Below are 25,780 nucleotides of genomic sequence, written 5' to 3' on the forward strand. Positions count from 1 at the left end.
GGTCGTTGACATGTCCGTTACTCGTGTCACACCATGAGGCGCTGCTACCGACTGGTTGGTACGGCCATCCTTGTGGAGGTCCTTCGTGCCCAGCGTGTCCCGTGCCGCGTCCCGCTCCGTACTCCGCACTTCACTCGCCCTGCTGGCAAGCACCGCACTCGCCGCGCCCCTCGCCCTGACCGCCCCCGTACACGCATCCGCCACCGACCCGTACACCGTCTCCGCGCTGAAGGTGACCGTCCGCGCCGGCGACCGCACCTGCTCTCTGGACGCGGACATCTACCGCCCCTCCGGCGTCGACGCCGCACACCCGGCGCCCGCAGTCCTGACCACCAACGGCTTCGGCGGCAGCAAGGCGGACGGCTCGACCGACGCCATCGCCAAGGCGCTCGCGGCCCGCGGCTATGTCGCCCTGGCCTACTCCGGCCTCGGCTTCGGCAAAAGCGGCTGCCCGATCTCCCTCGACGACCCCAGGATCGACGGCCGGGCCGCGAGCGGGCTGGTCGATCTGCTGGCCGGAACGCGCGCGGCCGACGACGGCACCCGGGTCGACTACGTCACCCAGGACGGCAGCGGCGATCCCCGGGTCGGCATGATCGGCGGCTCGTACGGCGGCGCGATCCAGATGGCGACCGCGTCCGTCGACCACCGTATCGACGCGCTGATTCCGCTGATCACCTGGAACGACCTCTCCTACTCCCTCGACCCCAACAACGCCGGGGGCGCAGCCGGGCCGGTCCCCGGCGCCTACAAGTACGAGTGGACGAACGGCTTCTTCCTGATCGGCGAGGCGCAGGGGCTGCTCCATCCGAGCCTGGCCGCCTCGCGGTGGGGCGGTGCGGGCTGTCTGCACTTCGTCGCGCCGGTCTGTGAGACCAAGCGGCTGCTGGATTCCCGGCGGTATCCGGCAGGGCGGACCGCCGCCATGCTCGCCTATGTGCGCAGCGTCTCCCCGGTCTCGTATCTGCGGTCGGTCAAGGCGCCGACGCTGCTGGTGCAGGGCCAGGACGACACCCTCTTCAACCTCAACGAGGCCGCCGCCACCTACCGCACCCTCACCGCGCAGGGCACCCCGGCCAAGATGATCTGGCAGTCCTGGGGCCACAGCGGCGGAATGAAGAACCCGGCACCGGGTGAACTGAACCTGGGCAAGGGGGACTTGGAGAGCAGCTACGTCGGCGGGCGGATCCTGGCCTGGTTCGACCGCTATCTGCACCACCGCAAGGGGGCGCCCACCGGGCCGGCCTTCGCCTACTACCGGGACTGGGCCACCGAGGGGCCGACGTATGCGACCTCGTCCCGCTTCCCCGTGGGCGCCGGCCAGAAGCTCTATCTCTCCGGTGACGGCAGGCTCGTCGACGACCGTACGGAGGTGGCGCGCGGCAGCCGCACCTACCGCAACCACCTGCTGCCCACCAGCCATTCGGAGAACCCGGCGGCCGGTCTGCTCGGGCTGCCCGACCTCGCGCCGTACGACGGGAGGGGCACCTTTCTGGGCTGGACCTCCGCCCCGGTGGCCGAGGGGAGGCCGGTCGATGTGGTGGGCGCGCCCAGGGTGACGCTGAAGGTGATCTCGCCGCGGACCGAGCGGGTGCAGAACTCCTCCGATGCGGCCGACAAGCTGGTGCTCTTCGCCAAGCTCTACGACGTGGCGCCGGATGGCTCGAAGAGGCTGGTGCACCGGCTGATCGCCCCGGCCCGGGTGCCCGATGTGACCCGGCAGTTCACCGTGGAACTCCCGGCCATCGTGCACCGTTACGAGCCGGGGCACCGCCTGCGCCTGGTGATCGCCGCGAGCGATACGGCGTACGCAGGCAATCGCGGGGTGAAGCCGGTGACGGTCACCAGCGCGCCCGAGGACACCGGGGTCCTCGAACTTCCCGTTACCCAGGGGGCGTTCGGGTAGCGCGGTGCAGCCGGGGGCGCTGCGGTTACGGATAGTGGATAGCGATGGTGTGGATGTCGTGAGGGCAAAGGGCCGTTGGGGGAAAAGTCAGTGGGGACGCGTCATACGGGCGTCATGACCGGGTGGTCTGACGTCCGGACGGTCGTTGCGAACCGACGGCCCTTGCGGTCAGTCAGGCGTCATCGACCGTGATCGCCCGCACCGGGCAGGCGCGGGCGGCCTCTCGTGCGAGCGGGTCGCCCGCGCCGTCCTCGCGGCCGGGCAGCACCTGACCGAAACCGTCGTCGTCCTGGGTGAACACCCTCGGCGCGGTCAGGGCGCACTGCCCGGAGCCGATGCACACGTCCTGGTCAATGGCGATCCGCATACCGGACCCCTTTCGCTCGTCCACGGTCACCGGTGGCACCTACCAGGCCACCGGCAGTTCGATCATGCCTTGCAGGGTGTCGCCGGGTTTGAACGGAATCTCGGCGGCGGGCGCGGCGAGCCGCAGATCCGGGATGCGGGTGAACAGCGAGCCCAGCGCGATCTCCATCTCCGCGCGGGCGAGATTCTGGCCCAGGCACTGGTGCACGCCGAAACCGAAGGCCACATGATGGCGCGCGGAGCGGTCCCAGTCCAGAGCGTCCGGCTCCGGATACGCCGTGGCGTCCCGGTTGATCAGGGAGGTGGGGAACAGCACCCCGTCGTCGGCGCGAATGGTCACGCCGCCGATCTCGATGTCCTCCGTCGCCACCCGCACCAGCCCGTCGGCGATGGACAGGAACCGCAGCAGCTCCTCGACGGCGGCCGGTATCTGCTCCGGCCGCTCCCGCAACCGGGCGAGCCGCTCGGGGTGTTCGAGCAGCGTGAAGGTGCCCAGCGAGATCATATTGGCCGTGGTCTCATGGCCCGCGACCAGCAGAATCATGGCCAGCCGGACCAGTTCCCCGTGCGCGAGGGAGCCCTCCTTCAGCCGGTCGGCGATCAGTTCGTCGAGCAGCCCGTCACCCGGCTCGCGCTCCTTACGGGCGATCAGCTCGGTGAGGTACTCCTCAAGGCGGAGGCGTGCCTGCTCCGACTCCTCGCTCGTAGCGCCCCGCAGGATGCGGCGTGACTGCTCCTCGAAGAACTCGTGGTCGCCGTACGGGATGCCGAGCAGCGCGCAGATCACCATCGAGGGGACCGGGAGGGCGAATGCGGAGACCAGCTCGGCGGGCGGGCCCTGGGCCAGCATCCGGTCCAGCAGACCGTCGACGATCCGCTGGATGTCCGGCCGCATGGCGGCGGTCCGTTTCAGGCTGAAGCTGGGGATCAGCATCCGGCGCTGGGTGTTGTGCTCCGGGTCGTCCACGCCGATCAGCGGGGTCCGCACCCGCCGGATCGCCTCCAGGCGCTTGATCGGGATGGGGAACGCCGGGTTCTGGCGGTCGGACGAGAGCCGGCGGTCGGTCAGCAGCGCCCGCGCCTCGGCGTGGCCGGTCACCGCCCATACCTGGCGGCCGTCGTAGAAGGCGACCCGGGTGAGCGGGCCCTGTCCGCTCAGCGGCCGATAGCCGGTCGGCGGGTGGTAGGGACAGGAGCGGTCCTGAGGGAAGACGATCGCCTCGGACGGCGCTCGGGACGGCGCCGCGAAGGGCGCCGCGGTCGGTGCTTCGGTCATCGAACTGCCTCCCATACAAGGGGCTTGAGGTGTTCGTGTGGCGGGATGGAGCTTCGCCCGTCAATTCCCACTTCATGCCTCTGTACGGTGTATGGCTAGACGCAGTTCGGCCAACTCCGGCCATTTTGCGGGGTGGTTATGTCACGTTGGGTGGAAGTCCCCCGCGATGTCGGCCGGTCGGCGGGTGGTGGGGAACCTATCGGCCGGTCGCCGGTTTCTCCCGTCACCCCCGGTGCAGCAGTGCGTCGATCAGCGACTCCAGATAGCGGGTACGGTCCGCCCCGGTGGGGAGCGCCTGCGGGACCGCGCGGCCGAGCTGGGCGTGGCCGAGATGCGCGCTGTACGCGAGGAGTCCGCGGCGCCGCGCCTCGGCCTGCGAAAAGCCCAACTCGGCGAAGAGCGCGGCGATATAGCCGATCCGCCGCTCGGTGACCCGGGCGAGCGCGGCCGCCACCCGGGGGTCGGCGGCGGTGGCCAGCAGCGACATCCCCAAAGGGTCGGAGACGGCGGCGTCGGTGGTCCGCAGGAGCAGGGCGCGCAGTCGGCGTTCGGGGTCGGGTTCCGCCTCCGTCTCGGCGATCACGGCTTCCGTGGCGACCTCGGCCCAGCGCTCCAGGGCAGCCTCGATCAGGGCGTCCCGGCCCGCGAAGTGCCAGTAGAAGCTGCCTTTCGTGGTGCCCAGCCGAGCCGCCAGCGGTTCGACGGCCACCGCCGCGAGCCCGCCCTCGGCGATGGCCGCCAGTGCGGCATCGGCCCAGTCCCGCGCGGTCAACCGCTGCCGGCTGCCGGTGTTCTTCGGATGCTCGGTCTTTGGGTGACCGGTCTTCGGGTGTCCCGCTCGCTGTTGCCCCGCTCGTTGCTGCGCCATGACCATACGCTACCGTACGGTGAAACATACGCTGCCGTATGGAGGTTCCGGATGCGTTCAAGTACGCCCGAGAGAACTGGTGTTGACGATCCGAGACACACCGCTCGTAAGGTGCGCGGTCGCACCATCCGCGATGTGCACACCCGCACCGTCGCCGCCCCGGCCGACACCGTCGGTGCCCTCATCGACCGGCTGGGCGGCGACCCGGATCCCGTCTTCCCGGTGCCGGCCTGGCCGGCCATGCGGTTCGACCGGCCGCTGGGGGTCGGCGCCGACGGTGGCCACGGCTTCGTCCGCTACCGCGTCGCCGTCCATGAACCCGGCCGCCGTATCCGCTTCGACTTCACCCCCGGCCCGTCCGGATTCCACGAGGTCACCGTGCACCCCCTGGGCCCGGACGGCTGCCGTGTCGAGCATGTCCTGGACAGGCAACTGCACGGTCGGCGCAGGCTGTTGTGGTACGCGGCGGTGGGCGCCGTCCACCGCACGGTCGTCGAGGAGCTCCTCGACAACATCGAGCGGGCGGCCACCGGCCACGTCCGCCACCCCGTCCGCCCCTCGCCCCGCGTCCGCCTCTTCCGCCGCCTGGTGTGGGAGCGCCCGAAGGCCGTTTCCCTCCCCGCCGAGGCCCGGTTGGCACGCGGTGCCTTCTCTCGTACGGACTTCCAGGACGCCTGGCAGATGGAGCTGCCGCCCGGTATGCCCACCGATCCGGCCGCCTGGGAGGGCGTACTGCGCGGCATCCCCGTCACGGGCCGGGCGGACCGGGAGCTGCTCCTGGGGAAGGACGCCGGGCACCTGGACTTCCGCGCCTCGCTCCTCCTCGCGGACGACCGCGTCACGCTGAGCACGGTCGTCCGCACCCACCACCTCGGCGGACGCCTCTACCTCGCCCTCGTCCGTCACCTTCACCCCGTCATGGCCCGTCTGATGCTGCGTCGTACGCATCGCCGGCTCGCGCTGGCCGCACCGACCGCGGGGGAGCGGGAACGGGCGCGGACGCAGGAGCGGAAAGGGGAGCGGACGGACGGCTAGCGGCGCCATACACCTGCCGCTGCCTGGCACTGGGTGCCACACTGTCGCCCATGGGGCAACGACAGCACAGCGCGATGCGGCAACTCCCGTACACCGGCACGGATCTGGCCTGGGCGGCTCTCGGCGGTGACCCGGCCCTCACCGGGCGCATCAGCTACGGCGGGCCGCCCGGTCTCCTCGCGGCCCGGCTGCCGGTACGGGCGCTCGCCCGGAGCGCCGTCGCGGTCTGCGCGCTCGCGGCGGCGGAGTTGACGGCCGAGCGCAACGGCGGCCCGGTGCCCGGTGTACGGGTCGATGACGGTGCGGTGGCCACCGCCTTCGTCAGCGAACGGCATCTGCGGATCGACGGCCGGGCGCCTTCGGTGTTCGCCCCGCTCTCCCGCTTCTGGCGCACCGCCGACGGCTGGGTGCGCACCCACGCCAACTACCCGCACCACCGTGCCCGTTTGCTGCACGCACTCGGCCTTCCGGAGAACGCCGGACCGGACGAGGCCGCGGCCGTACTCGCCGGACGCCGGGCCGAGGAGATCGAGGAGACCGTGTACGCCGCGGGCGGGCTGGCGGTCGCCGCCCGTACCCCCGAGGAGTGGGCCGCCCACCCCCAGGGCGTCGCGGTGGCCGCGCGCCCCCTGCTGACCCTGGAACCGCTCGGTGCCGGCACCCCGCCCGGTCCCCTGCCGCCGCTCACCGGCGATGTCTCGCTGCCCGCCGCCGGGCTGCGCGTCCTGGACCTGACGCGGGTGATCGCCGGACCGGTCGCCACCCGTACCCTCGCGCTGCTCGGCGCGGACGTCTTGCGGATCGATGCGCCGCAGCTGCCGGAGAGTCAGGACGCCCACAGCGACACCGGGTTCGGCAAACGCTCCACCGCCCTCGACCTGGGCACCCGCTCCGGCCGCGCCGCCTTCGAGGAACTGCTGGCCACCGCGGACGTCGTGGTGACCGGCTACCGTCCGGGCGCCCTGGACCGCTTCGGCCTGTCCCCCGAGGCGCTGGCAGAACGCCGCCCCGGGATGATCGTCGCCCGCGTGTCCGCCTGGGGCGACAACGGCCCCTGGGGCGGTCGCCGCGGCTTCGACAGCCTGGTCCAGGTGGCCACCGGGATCGCGGCGATCGAGGCGGACGGGGAGGGCAACCCGGGCGCGCTGCCCGCGCAGGCGCTGGACCACGGGACGGGATATCTGCTGGCGGCGGCGGTGCTGCGGGCGCTCACCGAGCGGGCGCGGACGGGCGGTTCGCGGGTGGCGACGCTGTCGCTGGCGCGTACGGCCCGGTGGCTGGTGCAGGGTGTCGAGGCGACAGAACGGGACGGCGGTGGGGCGGGATCCGACGGTGCGGGGTACGACGCCGAACGGTATCTCCGCGACACCGACAGCCCGGTGGGGCGGCTGCGCCATGCCCTGCCGCCGGTGGCGTTCGACGGCGGGCCGACGATGTGGGCCACGCCGCCGGGGCGGTGCGGGGCGGACGCGCCGGAGTGGCGGTGAGGCGCGCGGGGCGGTGAGGTGCGTGGAGTGGTGAGGCGCGCGGCCGTGAGGCGGTAGGAGCGGAGGGCGCGGCGTTCCGTACGATCTCCCGATGACGTCCAGCGACCTTGACCACGACCGCGACCACGACGACGACCACCACCCCGACGGCCCGACCGCCCCCTACCTCGCCCGCGGCCCCCGGATCGGCATCCGCCCCTTCACCGCCGCCGACCGGGACGAGTTCACCGCCCGGGCACGGGAGAGCGCCGAGCTGCACCACCCCTGGCTCGCCCCGCCCACCACCGATGCCGCCTATGCCTCCTACCTGGCGCGGCTCCAGGAGCCGTTGCGCGAGGGCTTCCTGTTCTGCGAGCTGGACAGCGGCCGGATCGCGGGCTATCTGACGATCAACAACATCGTGCACGGCGCCTTCCGCAGCGGCGCCATCGGCTATGGCGCCTTCGCCCATGCCGCCGGGCGCGGGCTGATGAGCGAGGGCCTGCGGCTCGTCCTGCGGCACGCCTTCGAGGTGCTGGGCCTGCACCGGCTGGAGGTCAACATCCAGCCGGACAACGCCGCCTCCCTCGCCCTGGTGCGGCGGGCCGGTTTCCGGCGCGAGGGCTACTCCCCGGACCTCCTCTTCATCGACGGCGCCTGGCGCGACCACGAACGCTGGGCGCTCACCCACGACGCGGTCCAACGGCCCGTTTTCGGCCGGTCGGTGCCCGTCTTCCGGATCTTCGACCTCGCCAAGGCCCGGGAGTTCTACGTCGATTACCTCGGCTGCACCGTCGACTGGGAGCACCGCTTCGAACCCGGTATGCCGTGCTACCTCCAGGTCTCCCGTGGCGCCCTGGTCCTGCACCTCTCGGAGCACCACGGGGACGCCACACCCGGCTCCACGCTCTTCACGGAAGTGACCGGGGTGCGCGAGCTGCATGCCGAGCTGGTCGCGAAGGACTACCCGTATCTGCGGCCCGGAATGGAGGAGGACGAGTTCGGCCGCTCGCTCACCCTTCTCGATCCGTTCGCCAACCGGCTGCGCTTCAACGAGCCGCCGACCGCCGGGGCGTAGGAGCACACGCGCCGTCTTTGCGTAACCCTGACCCTGGGCGTCACAAGAGGCCCTGTTCAGAAGGGCGCTGACGAGGTTGCATGGTCAACAGGAGGCCGCCGGAGCCGAGGTGGCCGGTCCAACCCTGCGAGGCAGCCGTGGCCACGAGTGTGCGACGCACCACCCTGACCCTTCCCGCCGCCCCCATCGGCCCGGACAACCCGCTCCCGGCCCTGCGCACGGGCCCCGACCTGCACCGTATCGAGATCCCCGAGGACGCTGGGCTGCCCGCCGACATGGCCCGCCAGATCGGCTACGGCCCGCTGCGCTCGATCCTGCCCACCCGGCTGCGCGACGGTTACGGACGCGACCGCCGCAGCACCGACGTCGACGCGCTGGTCATCGAGAACGAGCGGCTGCGCGCCACCGTCCTGCCCGGACTCGGCGGCCGGGTGTACTCCCTGCACCACAAGCCGACGGGCCGCGAACTCCTGTACCGCAACCCGGTGTTGCAGCCCGCCAACTTCGCCCTCAACGGCGCCTGGTTCTCCGGCGGCATCGAATGGAACATCGGCGCCACCGGCCACACCACCCTCTCCTGCGCCCCGTTGCACGCCGCCCGCGTCCCGGCACCGGACGGCGGGGAGATGCTGCGCCTGTGGGAGTGGGAGCGGTTGCGCGACCTGCCCTTCCAGGTGGACCTGTGGCTGCCCGAGGGCTCCGACTTCCTCCACGTCGGCGTACGGATCCGCAATCCGCACCACCACACCGTCCCCGTCTACTGGTGGTCCAACACCGCCGTCCCCGAGGGCGCGCACACCCGCGTCCTGGCCCCCGCCGACGCGGCCTGGCAGTTCGGCTACGACCGCACCCTGCGCCGCGTTCCGGTCCCCGTGGCGGACGGCGCCGACCGGACCTACCCCCTGCGCAGCGAGATCCCCGCCGACTACTTCTACGATGTCCCCGACGGCCCCCGCCGATGGATCGCCTCCCTCGACGCCGAGGGCCACGGCCTCGTCCAGACCTCCACCGACAGCCTGCGCGGCCGCAAGCTGTTCCTGTGGGGCGCCGGGCGCGCCGGGCGGCGCTGGCAGGAGTGGCTGACCGAACCGGGCACCGGCGGCTATGCCGAGATCCAGGCCGGTCTGGCCCGTACGCAGCTGGAGCACGTACCGCTCGACGCGGGCGGCGAGTTCGCGTGGCTGGAGGCGTACGGGCCGCTGGACGCCGATGCGGCCACCGTGCACGGGGACGACTGGGGCGCGGCGCGCGGTGAGGTCGCCGCGCGGCTGGAGGCGGCGCTGCCGCGGGCCGACGTCGAGGCCGCCTACGCCGCCTGGCGCCCGTACGCCGACCACGAACCGAAGGAGGCGCTGGCCACCGGCTCCGGCTGGGGCGCCCTCGAAGTGGCCCGCGCCGGATTCGACCTGCCGGGCACCCCGTTCGACACGGCGACCCTCGGACCGGCCCAGCGGCCCTGGCTGACCCTCCTCGAAACCGGCGATCTGCCGCCCGAAGGGCCCGTACCCGGCCCGGCGCTGGTCGCCCCCGCCTGGCGCGACCTGCTGGAATCGGCGCTGCCGGGCCCGGCCACGGACTATCACCTGGGCCTGGCCCAGTGGCATGCCGGCGACCGCGCGCAGGCCGTCCGCAGCTGGGAGCGGGCGCTGGCGGCCGGCGGCGGCCGGCTGTCGCTGGACGCGCTGCCGCTGTACTGCCTGGCGGTCGCCGAGGCCGAGGCGGGCGAGGCGGTACGGGCCGCCGACCGGTACGCCGAGGCGTTCGGCTGCGCGGCTCGCTTCGCCGAGACGCTGGCGTCCGACGACGCCTCCGCGCGGGCCTGGCGGGCGGTGCTGCCCGCGCTCGCCCGGGAGGCGGTCCCGGCGCTGCTCGCCGTGGACCGCGCCGAGGAGGCGTGCGATCTGCTGGCCCATCTGCGCCAGGAGGACCTGGCCGACGGCCGCTTCCGCCTGCTGACCGCCCAGGTCCTGCTCGCCCAGGGCGAACCGGCCGCGGCCCGTGCGGTGTTCGAGGCCGGCTTCGAGATCCCCGACCTGCGCGAGGGCGAGGAGACCCTCAGCGACACCTGGTACGCCCTCACCGAACGCCTCATCGCCGGCAGCGGCCCGGTCACCGACGCCGTGCGCGCCGAAGCCCGCTCCCGTCACCCGCTCCCGGCGCGCTACGAGTTCCGGATGCGGCCGGTGTGAGGCGGGGGAGGGACCGGGGAGAGGCCGGGGGGCTCCTGGGGTCGGGAGTCCCACCGCCCTCTCACGTGATCCCTAGGCCATTCGGAGATTTTTCCCGGACCCACGGAATGATCCCCGGCCGTCACGCGTTGTGACCGTTCATGAAGGCAATCAGCGTGAACAGCTACGGCGGCCCCTCGGTCCTCGAATACACCGACCAGCCCGATCCGAAGGTGGCTCCCGACTCGGTCCTCATCCGGGTCAGAGCCGCCGGCGTCAACCCCGTGGACTGGAAGATCGTCGGCGGCTATCTGGACGCGATGCTGTACGCCCACTTCCCCCTCATCCCCGGCTGGGACGTGGCGGGCGTGGTCGAGGCGGTCGGTGTGGACGCCACCGAGTACGCGGTCGGCGACGAGGTCATCGGCTATGTCCGCAAGGACGAGGTGCAGCACGGCACCTATGCCGAGCTGGTCGCGGCCCCGGTGCGGACCCTGGCCCGCAAGCCCGCCGCGCTCAGCTGGCAGCAGGCCGCGGGGCTGCCGCTGGCCGGGCTGACGGCCTATCAGGCCATCGAGCGGGTCGGGACGAAGCGGGGCGAGACCGCGCTGGTGCACGCCGCCGCGGGCGGCGTCGGCTCGCTCGCCGTGCAGATCGCGGTGGCCCGGGGCGTACGCGTCATCGGCACGGCCAGCGAGCGCAACCACGATTTCCTGCGGTCCCTGGGCGCCGAACCGGTGACCTACGGTGACGGACTCGCCGAACGGGTCCGGGCGCTGGCGCCCGAGGGCGTCGATGTGGCGCTGGACTTCGTCGGCAACGGCGTCCTGGACGTCTCGCAGGGGCTGCTCAAGGACCGCGGCCGGCTGGTGTCCATCGCCGACGGCGAGGTCCAGCAGAAGGGCGGCCATATGGTGTGGGTGCGCCCGGACACCGCCGATCTGACGGCGCTCGCCGATCTCGCGGAGGCCGGCAAGCTCACCGTCCCGGTCGACGCGGTGTTCCCGCTGGCGGAGGCGGCCGAGGCGGTCAAGCGCAGTATGTCCGGACGCTCCCGCGGCAAGATCGTGCTGGAGGTTTCTTCCTGACGGACGGGTGGGCCGACGGGCCGACGAGCCGGCGCCCTGGCGGCCCGTCGGTTACCCGCCCCGCGGCCGGGCCCGCTACCCCGCCTCACCCCGCGCGCTGCCCGCCATCCTGATCCTGCTTCCGGTCGACGTACTCGAAGACCGAGCCGTCCGGATGGCGGGCGACGAGGTTGCGGCCGATCGGCGTCGGCAGCGGACCGGCGATGATGTCCGCGCCGACCGCCGTCAGATCGGCGACCGCCTCGTCCACGTCCTTGACGGCGAGGGTCGCCGTGATCTTCCGCAGCACCGACAACTCCGCCTCGGGGCCGCTCATCAGGAAGAAGCACCCGACGGCCGCGACGGCCACGCCACCGCGCTGAAAGCGAATGGCCTCGGCGCCGGTGAGCCGTTCGTAGACGCCGATCGCCGCATCGAGGTCGCCGACGCATACCCGCAGTGAGGTCCCCAGAATGTCCATACGGGGCAGCCTAGTTGGGTGCCTTCCCCGCGCGCACGGTGGTCACACCCGGCACAGGATCTCGCCGTGCAGGATGCCGAACCAGCCGTCCTCGTCGGCGCCCCACTCCCGCCACGCCCCCGCGATCGCCGCCAGCTCCTCGGGGGTGGCGTGTCCGCCGTCCACCGCCAGCCGCGCGTACACCGACGAGACCGTACGGTCCGCCCACAGCCCGCTCCACCAGGCCCGTTCCTCGGGGGTGCGGTAGCACCAGGTGGCGGCCGTCGCGGTGACGGCGGACGGGTCGAAACCGGCCTGGCGGGCCCAGGCGTGCAGCCGGCGTCCGGCGTCCGGTTCGCCGCCGTTGGCGCGGGCCACCCGCCGGTACAGCCGCTGCCAGTCGTCCATCCCCGGGACCTGCGGGTACCAGATCATGCCCGAGTAGTCCGAATCGCGGACGGCGACGATTCCGCCGGGCTTGGTGACCCGGCGCATCTCGCGCAGCGCCTGGACGGGATCGCCCACGTGTTGCAGGACCTGATGGGCGTGCACCACACAGAAGGTGTCGTCCGGGTAGTCCAGTGCGTGGACATCGCCGACCGCGAAGTCGATGTTCGTCAGCCCGCGTTCGGCGGCCGTGGCACGGGCCTGCTCCAGTACGTCGGGCGCGTGTTCCAGGCCGGTGACCCGCCCGTCGGGGACCAGCGCGGCCAGGTCGGCGGTGATGGTGCCCGGGCCGCAGCCGATGTCCAGGACGTGCATCTGCGGCCGCAGCGAATCCAGCAGATAGGCCGCCGAGTTGGCGGCGGTGCGCCAGGTGTGGGAGCGCAGTACGGACTCGTGGTGGCCGTGGGTGTAGACGGCGGACTCCTGCGGCATGGTCGGCTCCTTCCGGGTAACCGGGCAACTGAGCACACCGTACGCCGCTATCTCGCATCATGAGAGTCCCGTCTCACCATGCGAGCTAAGTGACAGTGCGTCAGGCGCGCGGCGGGCAGTAGACCGTCAGCGCCTCGTTCACCTTCTCCAGCGTCAACTCCTCGTCCCAGATGGTGACTTCACCGTCGACGGCGAGGGGCGTACCGGTCGGCAGACCGCTCAGCCGGAGGGTGCGCAGCCGGGCCTCGCCGAGCACCGGGGAGGCGTGCGGACTGCCGGTCAGGGCCGCGGCGACCAGGCGGACGCGGGCCAGCCGGCCCCCGTGCACCACCCGTACGTCCAGCACCCCGTCCGCCAGGTCGTGCCGCCGCACCGGTGTCAGCCCCAGCCCCCGGTACCGGCAGTTGCCGACGAACAGGAGCCATGCCGCCCGCCGCCGCCCGTTGATCTCGACGGTCAACGGCTCGGCGGTGCGCAGTACTTCGCAGGCCGCGAGCACCCCGGCCGGCCAGGCGCCGAGCCGTCCCGCCCACTTCTCGCGGATCCGCACCAGCTCCGGATACGCCCCGAGGGCAAAGGTGTTGAGGACGTACCGGACCTCCCGGTGCGGCCCGCCCCCGAAGCGCGCCAGGTCCACCGCGACCGCCGCACCGCTCTCCACGGCGCGCGCCGCATCCGCAGAGGTCTCGATCCCCAGGTCGTGGGCGAAGTGGTTGTGGGTGCCGCCGGGCAGCACCGCCAGCGGCAGCCCGTGCCGTACCGCGACCGTCGCCGCCGCATTGACGGTGCCGTCACCGCCGAGCACGCCGAGCGCCCCGCCGCGCTCCCCGGCCCGTCGCGCGGCCACCTCCAGCAGGTCCTCCAGGGGCGGCCCGACAGGCTCGCCAGGCCCGCCGCAGGCTACGACCTCCGCCTCCGGCAGCACCCCGCGCACCTCCTGGGTCCGATCGGCGTGCGCCCCGCCCCGCTGTCCCGAGCCCAGGTTGGCGACCACCACCAGCCCGCGTCCCCCGGGCAGCGCCGGGGGTCTCTCCCGGACGGAGTCCGCGGGAGCCGCGGCGCGCGGCCGGGCGGGCGGAGCCGGCTGTGCGTGGGTCGGCGCCAGGCCCCGTACGGCGAAGGCGGCCCCGGCGCCCAGCGCCGCCCCCGCCAGCACATCGCCCGGATAGTGCACCCCTGTATAGATGCGGGAGAACGCCACCGCCGCCGCGACCGGGGCCAGCGCCAGCCCCCACCACGGCTTCTCGAAGCCGACACCGGTGGCGAAGGCCACCGCCGAGGCCGCATGCCCGGACGGGAAGGAGGAGGTGAACGGCTGGCGGTGCAGCCGCCGTACCACCGGCACCGCCTCCAGCAGCGGCCGCGCCCGCCGCACCGAGCGCTTGCCGACGGTGTTCACCGCCCCCGACGCCACCGCCAGCGACGCCAGCCCGCGCAGCGCCGCCCGGCGGCCGGGTCGGCCGCCCAGAGCGGCGGCGCCCGCCGCGATGCCGCACCACAGCAGCCCGTGGTCGGCGCTGCGCGACAGCCGCGGCAGCACGCTCCGGGCGCCGGGCCACTCGCGGGACGCGATATGGACGAAGATCAGCCGGTCGAGGTGAGGCAGCGTGCGTCGCATGCCGCACCTTGTACCCGGGAGGCGGCGGGGCGGACCGGGGGCGCGGCCGAACGGGGGGAGCGCCGGCCGGGGCGGCGACGGCCCATATAGGGGAGCGGCCGTACGGCGGAAATCAGAGCGGAAAACCACCCGATCGGCGTAACGCTCCCGGTGCCCGCGCGGCGCCGTGCCCCGCCGCCGACGGGCGTCGCCGCCTCGCTTTTCCCACCCGCCCAGGGCCGACGGCCGGGCCGCGCCGCGGACGCCTGGCTGCCATGCTGGCGAGCGACGACAGGCGCCCGGCCGGCCGCAGGCCGACGCCGCGCGCCGCCGTGCACCACGCCCGGCCTGCCCGCGTGCAGGCGGCGTTACCGCTCAACCCCCCCACCTTCGGGAGCTCAGCATGGAAACCGGCCCGAACGTCTGGAACTGCCCCTTCGACTACGCCGAGGCCCTTGAGTTCGATCCCACGCTCAAGCGCCTGCTGACCGAGGAACCCGTGGCCCGTATCCGGCTGCCGTACGGGGAGGGGGAGGCATGGCTGGTCACCCGGTACGACGACGTACGCACCGTGACCACCGACCGCCGCTTCAGCCGGCACGGCGTCGTCGGCAAGGACTTCCCCCGGATGACCCCCGAGCCGATCGTCCAGGACGAGGCCATCAACGTCATGGACCCGCCCGCCAGCAGCCGACTGCGCAGCCTGGTCTCCAAGGCGTTCGCCCCCCGCCACGTCGAACGCATGCGGGCCCGTACCCAGGGCGTCGTCGACGAACTGCTGTCGGCGATGGCCGAGCAGGGCGCTCCGGGCGATCTGATGGAGAACCTCGCCAGCCCGCTGCCGCTGACCACCATCTGCGAGGTCCTCGACATCCCCGAGGACGACCGCGGACGGCTGCGCGGCTACGCCCGCACCATGATGAACACCAGCCTCTCCAACAAGGACGCCGCGGTCCGGGCCAAGGCCGATATGCGCGCGTACTTCGCCGACCTGACCGCACAGCGGCGCGCGCACCCGGGGGAGGACCTGATCAGCGCCCTGGCCACGGCGCGCGACGGCGACGAGATCCTCGACGAGCGGGAACTGACCGTGATGGCGATGGTCCTGCTCATCACCGGCCAGGACACCACGACGTACCAGATCGCCAACCTCTCCTACACGCTGCTGACCAGGCCCGACGATCTGGCCGCACTGCGCGCCGACCCGGAGCGGCTGCCGTCGGCGATGGAGGAGATGCTGCGGTTCATCCCGTTCCGCAAGGGCGTGGGCATTCCCCGGGTCGCCCTGGAGGACGTGGAGCTGAGTGGCGTGACGATCCGGGCGGGGGACATTGTGCATGTCTCCTACCTGACGGCCAATCGGGACCCGCGCAAATTCGACCGCCCCGACGAGCTGGACCTGGACCGCGAGAAGCCGCAGCACATGACCTTCGGCTGGGGCGGGCACCACTGCCTGGGCGCCCCGCTCGCGTTCGTCGAGATGGAACTGGCGCTGCGCACCCTCCTGGAGCGCTTCCCCGACCTCAGACTGGCCAAGCCGGCCGACGAGCTGCGCTGGAACGAGACCTCCATCTGGCGCTATCCGCTCGCGCTGCCGGTCACCTGGTGATTCCACGGCGTCCCGCAGCGGCATGCGGACGTCACCCGACTGACGTACCGTAGCTCGTAAAGTTTGATCCACCTGCAAAGGGGATCGACTTGCACCCTGAACGAGCTGCAAGCCTGACCCACCTGCACAGGGCGAGTTCATTCTTCGACGGCAGGTCCGCTCGTCGCCCCTCCGCGGGGCCTTGGACGGGTCGTCGGAGCCGTCAGCGGCTGTGGTGCCCCGCGCACCGCAGCACCGCGGCGGATCCCCGGCCCCCAACACCCCGTACGTCACCACTTCCTGGAGCGCATCGGGCGGACCACAAGTCTGCTAGGAGTGCGATCCCATGGCGGTTCTGTGCAAACCGGCAATAGCAGTCCCTGAGTACATCATCACCAGGGACGACACCCTCGAACTGGCACGGCAGCTGCACGACGACCATCGGCAGCTCAAGAAGGTGCTGCGGCTGATCGAACACACCGGAGTCGTCCGGCGGCATCTGATCCAGCCCATCGACAAGGTGCTGGAACACCCCGGATTCGACGCCCGCAGCGCCGTCTACGAAGAAGAATCCAAGGCCCGCGTCCCCGCAGTGGTGCGCAAGGCGCTCGACCAGGCCGAACTGGACCCGCAGCAGATCGATCTGATCGTCTATGTGTCCTGCACCGGCTTCATGATGCCGGCCCTGACCGCATGGCTCATCAACGAAATGGGCTTCCGGTCGGAGACCCGGCAGATCCCGATCGCCCAGCTCGGTTGTGCGGCCGGGGGCGCCGCGATCAACCGCGCACACGACTTCTGCCGGGCCTACCCGGACGCCAACGTGCTCCTGGTCGCCTGCGAGTTCTGCTCGCTGTGCTACCAGCCCACCGACCTGGACGTCGGATCGCTGCTGTCCAACGGCCTGTTCGGGGACGCGGTCGCCGCCGCGGTGGTCCGCGGCCGGGGCGGCACCGGCGTCCACCTGGAGCGCAACGGCTCGTATCTCATCCCGCACACCGAGGACTGGATCTCCTACGCGGTGCGCTCCACGGGATTCCACTTCCAGCTGGACAAACGCGTCCCCGGCACCATGGAGCCGCTCGCCCCAGCCCTGCGCGCGGTCGCCGAGGCCGAGCACTGGAACGCCGGCGAACTGGACTTCTACATCGTCCACGCGGGCGGCCCGCGCATCCTGGACGATCTGTGCCGCTACCTCGGCGTCCCTCCCGAAGCCTTCCGCTTCAGCCGGGCGACGCTCACCGAGTACGGCAACATCGCCAGCGCGGTGGTGCTCGACGCCCTCGCCCGGATGTTTGACGAGGCGTCGGCGCACGACGGACAGCGCGGACTCGTGGCGGGCTTCGGACCCGGCATCACCGCCGAGATGGCGCTGGGGACCTGGACCTCGTAGAGCCCGTCCGCCCCGGGCGTCGCTCGTACGGATGGCCGAACCGGTGCCCCATACGGCCGCACCCCGCCCCGCCGCCCGGCCCCTCCGACCTGCCGCTGACGTGTCGGCCCGGCCACCACCCGTGCCATCTGCCAAGGTGGTCGGAGCCGTCAATCATGTGATGGGCCCACGATCGCCTGCCGTCGCGGAGGGTGGAGGTTCGGATGCAGCTCGCCGCCCCGGGTCCGGCCCCGGACCCGCCGGTGGGCCTTCCGGTGCTCCCGGAGCTCGCCGCGCATCTCGCGGCCGCGGCCGGCCGGGACGAGGCGGAACCGCCCGGCGGCTCCCGGTCGCTGCGCACCGCCGCCGGCGGCTACTTCGCCCGCCGCGGCCTGGACACCGACCCCGGCCATACGCTCGCCGCGCCGGGCGCGCCCGCCCTGCTCCTGGCGCTGTACGCCGCGGCCGGCGGGGCCGTGGTGCTGCCGCGGCCCTGCTCGCCGTGGTACGCACCGCCCGCCCGGATGCTCGGGCACCCGGTGCACCGCGCGCCCGTACCGGCCGAATCGGGCGGTGTGCCCGATCCGTTCGCGCTGCTGGAGACCGTCCGGCGGGCCCGGATACACGGCGCCGAGCCGCGCGTCCTGGTGCTGTCCGTCGCCGACGACCCCACCGGCACCTGCCCGGTGCCCGAGCAGGTGCACGAGGTGTGCGAGGCGGCGGCGGGGGAGGGGCTGTGGGTGATCAGCGACGAGTCGTACCGCGATCTGCTGCACGATCCGCATGACACGGTGGTGCTCAGCCCCGCCGAGATGCTGCCCGACGAGGTCGTGGTGCTGGCCGATCTTCGGGCCGCGCTCGTCCCCGCGTCCTGGCCCGCGGCCATCGCGCGCTTCCCGGACACCGACCGCGGCGCCGCCCTGCGCGTCGCGGCGCTCGATGCGCTGGCCGCGCTGGACATACCGCTGCCCGGCCCGCTGACCTGCGCCGTCGCCCATGCGCTCGGCGAGCCCGAGGCCGTACGCACCCGGACCGCCACCGCCGCCCGGCTGTACGGGACGCTCGCCACCGCGCTGCACCGCACCCTGACCGACGCCGGTGCGCTGTGCCGTCCGCCGCACTCCGGCAGCCATGTCTACGCCGACCTGGAGCCGCTGCACCGCGCCCTTGCCGCTCACGGGGTCAGTGAATCCGCCGCACTGGAACGGGAGTTGGGCCGCTGGGCGGCGCGCGGCGGACATCGCTTCGGGGACGATCCGGGGGCGCTGCGGGTGCGGCTGGGTTCCGAGGGGCTGCTCGGCGACGACGTGGAGCTGCGCGGGCGGGCCCTGACGGAGGCAGATCCCCTCCAACTCCCTTACGTAGCCGATGCGTTGACCTCCCTCTCGCAGAAGCTGGCCGCGCTGACGGCCACGGGGGAGGGCTGAGCCGGCCCGGTACCCGTCGCCCCAGCCGCCCCGATGCGTTCCCCGCGCCCGTATCCGCGCCCCGTGCCCCGCGTCCCGTGTCCCGCGCCTCGTGCGTTCCCCGTGCGTCCCCCGAATGGAGCCCTCGATGACCGAACAGACCGAGCGCTCGGTCGCCGAAGCCCGCGCCTCCGCCCAGCCGCCGGCCCCGCCCGCGCGCACCGCGCCGCCTGCGGAGACGCCTGCCCCGTCCGCGCCGTCCGCGGCACCGCCCTCCCCGACCGTGCCGCCCCCCGAGTCTCCCGCACCCTCCGCCGAGGCGCCCACCCCATCCACCGACCTGCCCCGCGCCCTTCCCCGCACCGCCCCCGTCCGCCCCCACCCCACCCCGCCGCCGCTCACCGAACCCCGGCCCCTGGGGGAACCGCGTACCTGGCCGCGGGACTTCACGGACCGGCTGACCGCGCCGCTGCCCGGCGTCCGTGCGCTGGCCCGGATCGCCCGGGAGGGCAAACTGCGCCCGGTCCCCGAATCGCTCCGGGAAATCCAGGAACTCCCCTTCGAACCGGGCCCGATGCCCCAGGCCGGACCGACCACCCTCGCCCTGACCTGGGCCGGGCACGCCAGCTGGGTGATCCGGATCGGCGGCCTGACCGTCCTGACCGACCCGGTCTGGTCCCGCAAGATCCTCGGCACCCCGCCCCGGGTCACTCCCGTGGGCGTCCGCTGGGAGGACCTGCCGCCCGTCGACGCCGTCGTGATCAGCCACAACCACTACGACCACCTGGACGCCCCGACCCTCAAGCGGCTGCCGCGCCACACCCCGCTGCTGCTCCCCGCCGGCCTCGCCCCCTGGGCCCGCCGCCGCGGCTTCACCCACGTCACCGACCTCGACTGGTGGGAGGCCGTCGAACTGCCCGCACCCGGCGGCACCGTCCGCTTCGACTTCGTCCCCGCCCACCACTGGAGCAAGCGCACCCTCTTCGACACCTGCCGCACCCTCTGGGGCGGCTGGATGCTCACCGCGCCCGACGGGCGGCGGCTGCACTTCGCGGGGGACACCGGCTACGGCCACTGGTTCGAGGAGATCGCCCGCCGCTACCCCGGCATCGACGTCGCCCTGCTGCCCATCGGCGCCTACGACCCACGCTGGATCCTGCGCCCCGTACACACCGACCCGGAGGAGGCCGTACGTGCCTGCCAGGATCTGGGCGCCCGGGTACTGGTCCCGATGCACTGGTCCACGTTCCTGCTCTCCGCCGAACGCCCGATGGAACCCCTCCACCGCGTCCGCACCGCCTGGACCGCCACCGGCCGCCCCCGCGAGGACCTGTGGGACCTGGCGGTGGGTGCGTCACGGGTGCTCGGGGAGAGGTGAGCGGGGGAGGGCGGGCGGCGGATGCGTCGTCAGCCGACTCCGCCCAGCGTTCTGCCATCAGCGGCAACGGCAGAAGATTTTCGCCCCACAGGTCGTCCGGACAGGATGATCCCCGGCGATTTTGAGCGCTGTCCGCGCCCGGTGACCATAGGCTCAGCCGGCACCCCGGCGAGTCAGCACGATGAGAGACGCGTCACACACCATGCACCGCGATCCTGCCGCAGAGGCCACCCCAACCGCCTCTGACCTGCACGCTCAGTCAAAGCGTCCGTTCCGGATGAACTTGATGACCGCCACCGCCCTGGTGATGGGCAACATCATCGGCGGCGGCATCTTCCTCCTCCCGGCCTCGGTCGCCCCCTTCGGCACCGTCAGCCTGCTCGCCTTCGGTGTCCTGACCGTCGGAGCGGTCGCCCTCGCCCTGGTCTTCGGTCGGCTGGCGCAGCGCCACCCGGACACCGGCGGGCCCTATGTCTACGCCCGTGAGGCGTTCGGCGACTTCGCCGGGTTCCTGTCCGCCTGGTCGTACTGGACCATGACCTGGGTCAGCAACGCGGCGCTCGCGGTCGCCGCCGTCGGCTATGTCCATGTCCTCCTCCCCGGGCACGCGTCGCCCGGCAACGACCTCCTCGTCGCGCTCGCCGCGCTGTGGCTGCCGGCGCTGGCCAACTTCGCGGGCACCCGCTATGTGGGCGCGGTCCAGCTGATCTCCACCGTTCTGAAGTTCATCCCCCTCCTCTTCATCGCCGTCGTCGGACTGTTCTTCTTCGACCCGCACAACCTGGGCCGGTTCCACGAGGGCGGTGGCAGCGCGTTCGGCGGGATGTCCGCGGCGGCCGCGATCCTGCTCTACAGCTATGTCGGCGTGGAGTCCGCGGCGATGAGCGCGGGCGAGGTCCGCGATCCGGAACGCAACGTCGGCCGGGCCACCGTGCTGGGCACCGTCGGCGCCGCCGTCGTCTACCTCCTGGGCACCCTCGCCGTCTTCGGCACCGTCGCCCACACCAAGCTGGTGCACTCCACGGCGCCGTTCTCGGACGCCGTCGATGCGATGTTCGGCGGCCACTGGGGCGGCACGGTCGTCGCCGCCGCGGCCGTGATCTCGATCATCGGCGCCCTCAACGGCTGGACCCTGATGAGCGCCCAGTCCCCGTACGCCGCCGCCAAGGACGGCCTCTTCCCCGCGCCCTTCCTGACCAAGCGGCGCGGCGTCCCGACCGTCGGCGTGCTCGCCGCCGTGCTGCTGGCCAGCGCCCTGACCGTGATCAACTACCTGAGCGGCGCCGGCGGGGTCTTCGAGATCCTGGTCCTGATCACCACCTTCTCGGCGACCGTGCCGTATCTCCTGGCGGCCGGCGCCCAGATCTACTTCCTGCTGTCCGGACGCCGCGACAAGGTCTGCCCCGCCCGCTTCGTCCGCGATCTGACCCTCGCCCTGGTGGCGTTCGGCTTCACCTTCTGGCTGGTGGCGGGCGCCGGATACGCCGCGATCTACCAGGGCGTGCTGTTCCTGTTCGCCGGCATCCTGGTGTACGCGGTGATGGCGGCCCGACGCGCCGGGCGCACGCGGGAGGCGGAGCCGGAGAGTGAGACGGATCCGGCAACGGGGGCGGGTGACCGTACGGCCGGCGGGGCGGCCGGCGCCACGGAGACCGCCGCGGCCGACGCGCGGTAGGACGGCGTGCGGCGCCCTCCCCGCGCCCTCCCCGCGTACGAGGACACGGCCGGCCCGGTCCGTACCTCGCTCCCGAGCTCCGACGGCGAACGGCCGGAGGACTTCCAGGAACCCGCCCGGGGCCGGTTGTTAGGGTCGCGATCATGACCCCCACGAAACCGCTCACCCTGCCGGAATGGACCGCCCACCACGCAGTCCGCCTCGCCGCTCCCGGTCGCGAAGCCCCCTTCGACGATCTGGAGGAGCTGCGTCGACTTGTCGGCGACGCGCGGGTGGTCTCGCTCGGTGAAAACTCCCACCAGATACGTGAGTTCGGGCTGCTGCGCGACAGGATGCTGCGCTTTCTGGTCCAGGAGTGCGGATTCACCGTCTACGCCCTGGAGTTCGGGGCCGCCTCCGGCCGGGCCGTCGATGCCTGGGTGCGGGGCGGGGGAGGCGACCTCGATGCGCTGCTCATGCCTCGCGCCGACGGCTATCCGGGGCAGTCCGCCGAGGGCCGCGACACCTTGCGGTGGTTGCGCGCACACAACGCCACGGCTGCGCAGCCGGTCCAACTCGCCGGACTCGACGTCCCGGCGGGCGGCGGATCGCTGGCGCCCGCCCTGGAGCCGGTGGCCAGGTATCTGGCCGATGTCGACCCGGGTGCGGTGCGCTACGTCCGCACCGCCCTGGAACTGTCGGAGCCGCTTGCGGGCGGCTCGGGCCTGGTCCCCGCCCACGCCCGCCTCCGCCTCGATGCCGCGGTCCAGGACCGGCTCTCGGCCGCGCTCGGCCGACTGCTCAACCGGGTCACGGTCATGCGCGAGATCTACGTCGAAAACGGCGGGCGCCAGGCCTACGAGAACGCGCTCTCGGACGTCTGGGCGGCCTGGCGCACCGACCAGATGCAGCGCGCGATGTCCGAACTGTTCGGCGGCGCACCGGACGCCGCCGACCTCGCCGCCCGCGACCGCTATCTGGCCGACAGCCTGCTGGGCGTGCTCGACCGGTCCGCGCCCGGCACCCGCGTCGTGGTCGCGGCGCACAACGCCCATATCCAGCGCACCGCCAACCCCGAAGGCGGCCCGCTCGCCCGTGTGCCCATGGGGCATCCCCTCGCCCAGGAACTCGGGGCCGACTATGTGTCCGTCGCGCTGACCAGTGGCGGCGGCCGCACCGTGACGAACGTTCCGGATCCGGCGCACCCCGCCGGGATGCGCCAGTCCCCGGCCGACGCCCCCGAGCCGACCCCCGACAGCGTGGAGGCCCTGTTCACGGGCGTCCCGGAGGCGCCGGCCCTGCTGCCCACCCACCCGCTACGCGAGCACGCCCGACGGCACGGACTCCCCGAGCCGAAGCAGATCCGCATGGACGACGGCTTCCTGCCCGTGGCGGCCCTGGACGCCTACGACGCGGTGGTCAGCGTGCCGCACACCACCCTCGGCGCGGACGCGCACGAGGGGTGAAGCGGCGCGCTCCCCTACCTGCCTCGTGTGGACCCGCCTGCCGGCCGCTAGGGTCGCGCGCATGGGTGCTACGACTGCCGCCATGGTCACTGCCGTTGTCGGCGTACTCGGCACCCTCCTGGCGCCTGTGATCACCACGTGGACGACGAAGCGCCAACGGGCAGAAGAGAGGCAGGCCGAGGAGGGAAGACGGGTCTTCGAGGAGCGACGCGCTGCGTACAGTGCCATGAACCGCGCCTCCCGCCACTTCCACACCATGCTGAAGGACGCCCTCCATCGCATGCGCGACGGTGTCTACACCGACGACGACCGCGCCCAGGTCGAGGAGGCGCGGCGGGACTACCGGGATCGCTATGCCGAAGCTCAGATGATCGTCCCCGAAGCGGTACTCCGGGCGTCTCGCGAGTTGAATGTCGTCCTGGCCGCGATCGACGCCACTGCCAAGCGCATTGATCGGGGTCTGGCTCGGGAACGGGAGAGTGCGGATCAGGCACTCATCGACCTGAAGGCCGCAGAACCCGCACTGGCTGCCCTGCGCCGGATCATGCGCGAGGACCTCGGCGTGGCCGACTGACGTCGTCCGGCCGATGGGATCCCGCACAGCGTTCCTCAAGCCGTTCCACGCACATACTCGGCTACCCGTCACAGACCGAGTACGCGGAGCGGTGGGCCGGACCGGCCAAGTGGATCACCGCTGAGCTTGATTACCTGTCGGGGGTGCTTCCGCGCGGAGCTCGCGTTGCGGACATCGGCTGCGGCCCCGGCCATCACACGCGGCTGCTGCGGGAATGCGGCTTCCGCGTCACCGGCTTGGATCTCTCCTGGGGGATGCTCTCCTCGCAGGGCACGCCCGGTGTCGTTCAGGCCGACATGCGTGCACTACCGATGGCAACGGGTTCGCTGGATGCCGTGTGGTGCGCTGCCGCGCTGCTGCACATCCCAAGGTCCGACGTCCCGGTCGTGCTCGGCGAGTTCGCGCGAGTGCTGCGCACCGGGGGCGAGTTGATCACGAGTCTGGCCGAAGGCGACGGCGAGCTCTGGGAGACCGTCTCCTACGAGTCGAGTTGCCGACGCTGGTACGTCTTGCACCAGGCCGATCCGTTTGCCGCCCAGCTGGGCGAGGCAGGCTTTCGCGTCGTCGGTCACTCTCGCCGGTCAACACACCGTGACTGGCTGCACTTCCGTGCTCGTCGGCGCTGACCGACCGCCCCCGCCGCCCTTACCTCCGACGTAATCGACCCCCGCTCCGCCGCCCGCCAGAGTGAGGGCATCGGGTCACGGGCCGGCGCACTCCGGTCCGTGGGCCGGTGTCCCGTAGCTGATGGCCGATGTTTCGAAGGAGCACACGATGACCACCACTCAGCCCACGCAGCACGATGGATACGCCGCCGCCGTTACCCGTTACCTCGCGGCCTGGAATGCCACGGGGGAGGGTGCGCTGGAGGAGGCGGTCGCGGCTGCGTTCACCGAGGATGCGGTCTATACGGACCCGCTGGCCGATGTCGCGGGGCACGCGGGGCTGGTGGCTCTGATCACCGCGGCGCGGGCACAGTTTCCCGGGATGATGTTCCGGGCGCTGGGGGAGGCGGACGGGCACCACGATCTGGTGCGGTTCGGATGGGAGCTGGTCAGTGAGGCGGACGGGACGGCGCCGGTGGCCGGATTCGATGTGGTGCGGCTGGACGGGGACGGGCGGATCCGGTCGGTGAGCGGGTTCCTGGACCGGGTGCCGGCCGCGGCGGCGTAAACCCGACGGGCCGCGGCGGCCCAAACCCCACCGGCCGCGGCCCCAGGGGTGCCGCTACGCTTCCTGTTTCCGCAGGTAGGCGACCGTTTCCGGATCGGCGGGGAGGAAGGTCTCCACGGCCAGTTCGGAGACGGTCACATCCATCGGGGTGTTGAAGGTGGCGATGGTCGAGATGAAGGAGAGCACCTGTCCGTCGTGCTCGATCACCATCGGCAGGGCGAAGGGCGGATGGTCGCCGAAGGACGCCGCCTCCCGCCCGCCCTCGGGCAGCGGATAGGCCCGTACCTCCTCGTACAGTTCCCGCAGCGGCGCGGACCGCAGCACCGCCAACTGCCGTTCCATCTGGGCGAAAAGATGGCCGCGCCACTCCAGGAAATTGCGGATACGGGGCGCCAGCCCGCCCGGATGGAGGGTGATCCGCATCGCGTTCAGCGGCGGCCGCAGCAGGTCCGGGTCGACGCCCTCCAGCAGCATGGTGATTCCCCGGTTCGCCGCCTGGACGTGGTACGTCCCGTCCACCACCAGCGCGGGGAACGGCTCGTAGCCCGTCAGCAGCCGTTCCATGCCGGAGCGCAGGGCCGCCATCGAGGGGTCGTCCATCGGTGTCTCGGGGAAGGCGGGGGCGTAACCCGCCGCGATCAGCAGGGCGTTGCGCTCGCGTACGGGGATGTCGAGGTGTTCGGCCAGGCGCAGGACCATCTCCTGGCTGGGGCGGGAGCGGCCGGTCTCGATGAAGCTGATGTGCCGGGCGGAGGAGTCGGCGCGCAGGGCCAGCTCCAGCTGGCTGATCTTGCGGCGGTCGCGCCATGTGCGCAACAACGCCCCCACGCCCGTCGTCTCCCCCGTCGTTTCCGGCGCCAGTGCCACGGCAGTCGTCATGGGAGGGACGGTAGCCGACCCGCGGTGGACGGCCTGCCCCGCCCGCACCACTCGCACACACCACCCGTATGCGCTCCCCGAACCAGGGCGCGCATGCCGCCGCACCGTGCCACTCTGGGCGTGC

Annotated in this window: 21 protein-coding genes and 2 pseudogenes; 16 read left to right on the plus strand and 7 right to left on the minus strand. The window is 72.5% G+C overall.

From position 1 onward, the window contains the following. Positions 1 to 94: 94 nt before the first annotated feature. Positions 95 to 1,906, plus strand: a complete 1,812-nt coding sequence (locus B1H19_RS32625) for an alpha/beta fold hydrolase (RefSeq protein ID WP_083110012.1) — start codon at positions 95 to 97, stop codon at positions 1,904 to 1,906. Positions 1,907 to 2,078: 172 nt separating this feature from the next. Here B1H19_RS32625 and B1H19_RS32630 read toward each other — a convergent pair whose 3' ends face one another. The 3 genes from B1H19_RS32630 to B1H19_RS32640 all read right to left on the minus strand — a co-directional run bounded on the left by B1H19_RS32630 (position 2,079) and on the right by B1H19_RS32640 (position 4,422). Further along, positions 2,079 to 2,273: a ferredoxin gene (locus B1H19_RS32630; protein WP_083110013.1), complete on the minus strand. Its 195-nt coding sequence runs from the start codon at positions 2,271 to 2,273 to the stop codon at positions 2,079 to 2,081. A 39-nt stretch (positions 2,274 to 2,312) separates the two neighbouring features. After that, positions 2,313 to 3,548: a cytochrome P450 gene (locus tag B1H19_RS32635; protein WP_083108492.1), complete on the minus strand. Its 1,236-nt coding sequence runs from the start codon at positions 3,546 to 3,548 to the stop codon at positions 2,313 to 2,315. A gap of 223 nt (positions 3,549 to 3,771) precedes the next feature. Then, positions 3,772 to 4,422 carry a TetR/AcrR family transcriptional regulator gene (locus B1H19_RS32640; protein WP_083108493.1) on the minus strand — a complete coding sequence of 217 codons (651 nt, stop codon included), beginning with the start codon at positions 4,420 to 4,422 and terminating at the stop codon, positions 3,772 to 3,774. 129 nt (positions 4,423 to 4,551) lie between these two features. Between B1H19_RS32640 and B1H19_RS32645 the strand changes: the two genes are divergently transcribed. The 6 genes and pseudogenes from B1H19_RS32645 to B1H19_RS32665 all read left to right on the plus strand — a co-directional run bounded on the left by B1H19_RS32645 (position 4,552) and on the right by B1H19_RS32665 (position 11,251). Continuing rightward, positions 4,552 to 5,451, plus strand: a complete 900-nt coding sequence (locus tag B1H19_RS32645; protein WP_237289634.1) for a DUF2867 domain-containing protein — start codon at positions 4,552 to 4,554, stop codon at positions 5,449 to 5,451. Between the two features lie 50 nt (positions 5,452 to 5,501). Then, complete coding sequence (locus B1H19_RS32650; RefSeq protein WP_083108495.1) at positions 5,502 to 6,938, plus strand: CoA transferase; 1,437 nt, start codon at positions 5,502 to 5,504, stop codon at positions 6,936 to 6,938. Positions 6,939 to 7,029: 91 nt separating this feature from the next. Next, a pseudogene (locus tag B1H19_RS32655) lies at positions 7,030 to 7,617 on the plus strand (GNAT family N-acetyltransferase); the annotation flags it as partial. Positions 7,618 to 7,638: 21 nt separating this feature from the next. Continuing rightward, positions 7,639 to 7,995, plus strand: a pseudogene (locus tag B1H19_RS40100) (glyoxalase superfamily protein); the annotation flags it as partial. A gap of 137 nt (positions 7,996 to 8,132) precedes the next feature. Further along, positions 8,133 to 10,184 (plus strand): DUF5107 domain-containing protein, encoded by a 2,052-nt coding sequence (locus B1H19_RS32660; protein WP_083108496.1) that lies wholly within the window; start codon positions 8,133 to 8,135, stop codon positions 10,182 to 10,184. A gap of 140 nt (positions 10,185 to 10,324) precedes the next feature. Further along, entirely contained in the window at positions 10,325 to 11,251 is a 927-nt protein-coding gene (locus B1H19_RS32665; protein ID WP_083108497.1) for an NADP-dependent oxidoreductase, read from the plus strand. A gap of 85 nt (positions 11,252 to 11,336) precedes the next feature. On the opposite strand, the gene B1H19_RS32670 is transcribed toward B1H19_RS32665, so the two are convergent. The 3 genes from B1H19_RS32670 to B1H19_RS32680 form a co-directional block, all read right to left on the minus strand. Continuing rightward, the gene (locus tag B1H19_RS32670; RefSeq protein WP_083108498.1) at positions 11,337 to 11,711 is read right to left on the minus strand and encodes a VOC family protein; all 375 of its coding nucleotides are present in this window, start codon (positions 11,709 to 11,711) and stop codon (positions 11,337 to 11,339) included. A gap of 42 nt (positions 11,712 to 11,753) precedes the next feature. Beyond that, a complete protein-coding gene (locus B1H19_RS32675) occupies positions 11,754 to 12,569 on the minus strand; it encodes a class I SAM-dependent methyltransferase (protein ID WP_083108499.1) in 816 nt (271 codons plus the stop codon). Positions 12,570 to 12,669: 100 nt separating this feature from the next. After that, a complete protein-coding gene (locus tag B1H19_RS32680; RefSeq protein WP_083108500.1) occupies positions 12,670 to 14,187 on the minus strand; it encodes a bifunctional phosphatase PAP2/diacylglycerol kinase family protein in 1,518 nt (505 codons plus the stop codon). A gap of 382 nt (positions 14,188 to 14,569) precedes the next feature. Between B1H19_RS32680 and B1H19_RS32685 the strand changes: the two genes are divergently transcribed. From B1H19_RS32685 to B1H19_RS32725, 9 genes are all read left to right on the plus strand, one after another. After that, complete coding sequence (locus tag B1H19_RS32685) at positions 14,570 to 15,775, plus strand: cytochrome P450 (protein WP_083108501.1); 1,206 nt, start codon at positions 14,570 to 14,572, stop codon at positions 15,773 to 15,775. A gap of 325 nt (positions 15,776 to 16,100) precedes the next feature. Then, positions 16,101 to 17,147 carry a type III polyketide synthase gene (locus B1H19_RS32690; protein WP_083108502.1) on the plus strand — a complete coding sequence of 349 codons (1,047 nt, stop codon included), beginning with the start codon at positions 16,101 to 16,103 and terminating at the stop codon, positions 17,145 to 17,147. A 203-nt stretch (positions 17,148 to 17,350) separates the two neighbouring features. Continuing rightward, on the plus strand, positions 17,351 to 18,553 hold the full coding sequence (locus B1H19_RS32695; protein WP_083108503.1) for an aminotransferase class I/II-fold pyridoxal phosphate-dependent enzyme: 1,203 nt from the start codon (positions 17,351 to 17,353) through the stop codon (positions 18,551 to 18,553). A 127-nt stretch (positions 18,554 to 18,680) separates the two neighbouring features. Beyond that, on the plus strand, positions 18,681 to 19,910 hold the full coding sequence (locus B1H19_RS32700; RefSeq protein WP_083108504.1) for an MBL fold metallo-hydrolase: 1,230 nt from the start codon (positions 18,681 to 18,683) through the stop codon (positions 19,908 to 19,910). A gap of 277 nt (positions 19,911 to 20,187) precedes the next feature. Continuing rightward, positions 20,188 to 21,585: an amino acid permease gene (locus B1H19_RS32705; RefSeq protein WP_083108505.1), complete on the plus strand. Its 1,398-nt coding sequence runs from the start codon at positions 20,188 to 20,190 to the stop codon at positions 21,583 to 21,585. 143 nt (positions 21,586 to 21,728) lie between these two features. Next, positions 21,729 to 23,030, plus strand: coding sequence for an erythromycin esterase family protein (locus B1H19_RS32710; protein ID WP_083108506.1), 1,302 nt, complete (start codon positions 21,729 to 21,731; stop codon positions 23,028 to 23,030). A gap of 82 nt (positions 23,031 to 23,112) precedes the next feature. After that, the gene (locus B1H19_RS32715; RefSeq protein WP_335755948.1) at positions 23,113 to 23,604 is read left to right on the plus strand and encodes a hypothetical protein; all 492 of its coding nucleotides are present in this window, start codon (positions 23,113 to 23,115) and stop codon (positions 23,602 to 23,604) included. Between the two features lie 113 nt (positions 23,605 to 23,717). Further along, positions 23,718 to 24,230 (plus strand): class I SAM-dependent methyltransferase, encoded by a 513-nt coding sequence (locus tag B1H19_RS32720; RefSeq protein WP_257789469.1) that lies wholly within the window; start codon positions 23,718 to 23,720, stop codon positions 24,228 to 24,230. A 148-nt stretch (positions 24,231 to 24,378) separates the two neighbouring features. Then, positions 24,379 to 24,777: a nuclear transport factor 2 family protein gene (locus B1H19_RS32725; RefSeq protein WP_083108508.1), complete on the plus strand. Its 399-nt coding sequence runs from the start codon at positions 24,379 to 24,381 to the stop codon at positions 24,775 to 24,777. Between the two features lie 54 nt (positions 24,778 to 24,831). Here the strand turns inward: B1H19_RS32725 and B1H19_RS32730 are convergent, their stop codons facing one another. Then, positions 24,832 to 25,656 (minus strand): helix-turn-helix domain-containing protein, encoded by an 825-nt coding sequence (locus B1H19_RS32730; RefSeq protein WP_083108509.1) that lies wholly within the window; start codon positions 25,654 to 25,656, stop codon positions 24,832 to 24,834. Between the last annotated feature and the right edge of the window lie 124 nt (positions 25,657 to 25,780).

It is taken from the genome of Streptomyces gilvosporeus (assembly GCF_002082195.1).
GTDB lineage: Bacteria > Actinomycetota > Actinomycetes > Streptomycetales > Streptomycetaceae > Streptomyces > Streptomyces gilvosporeus.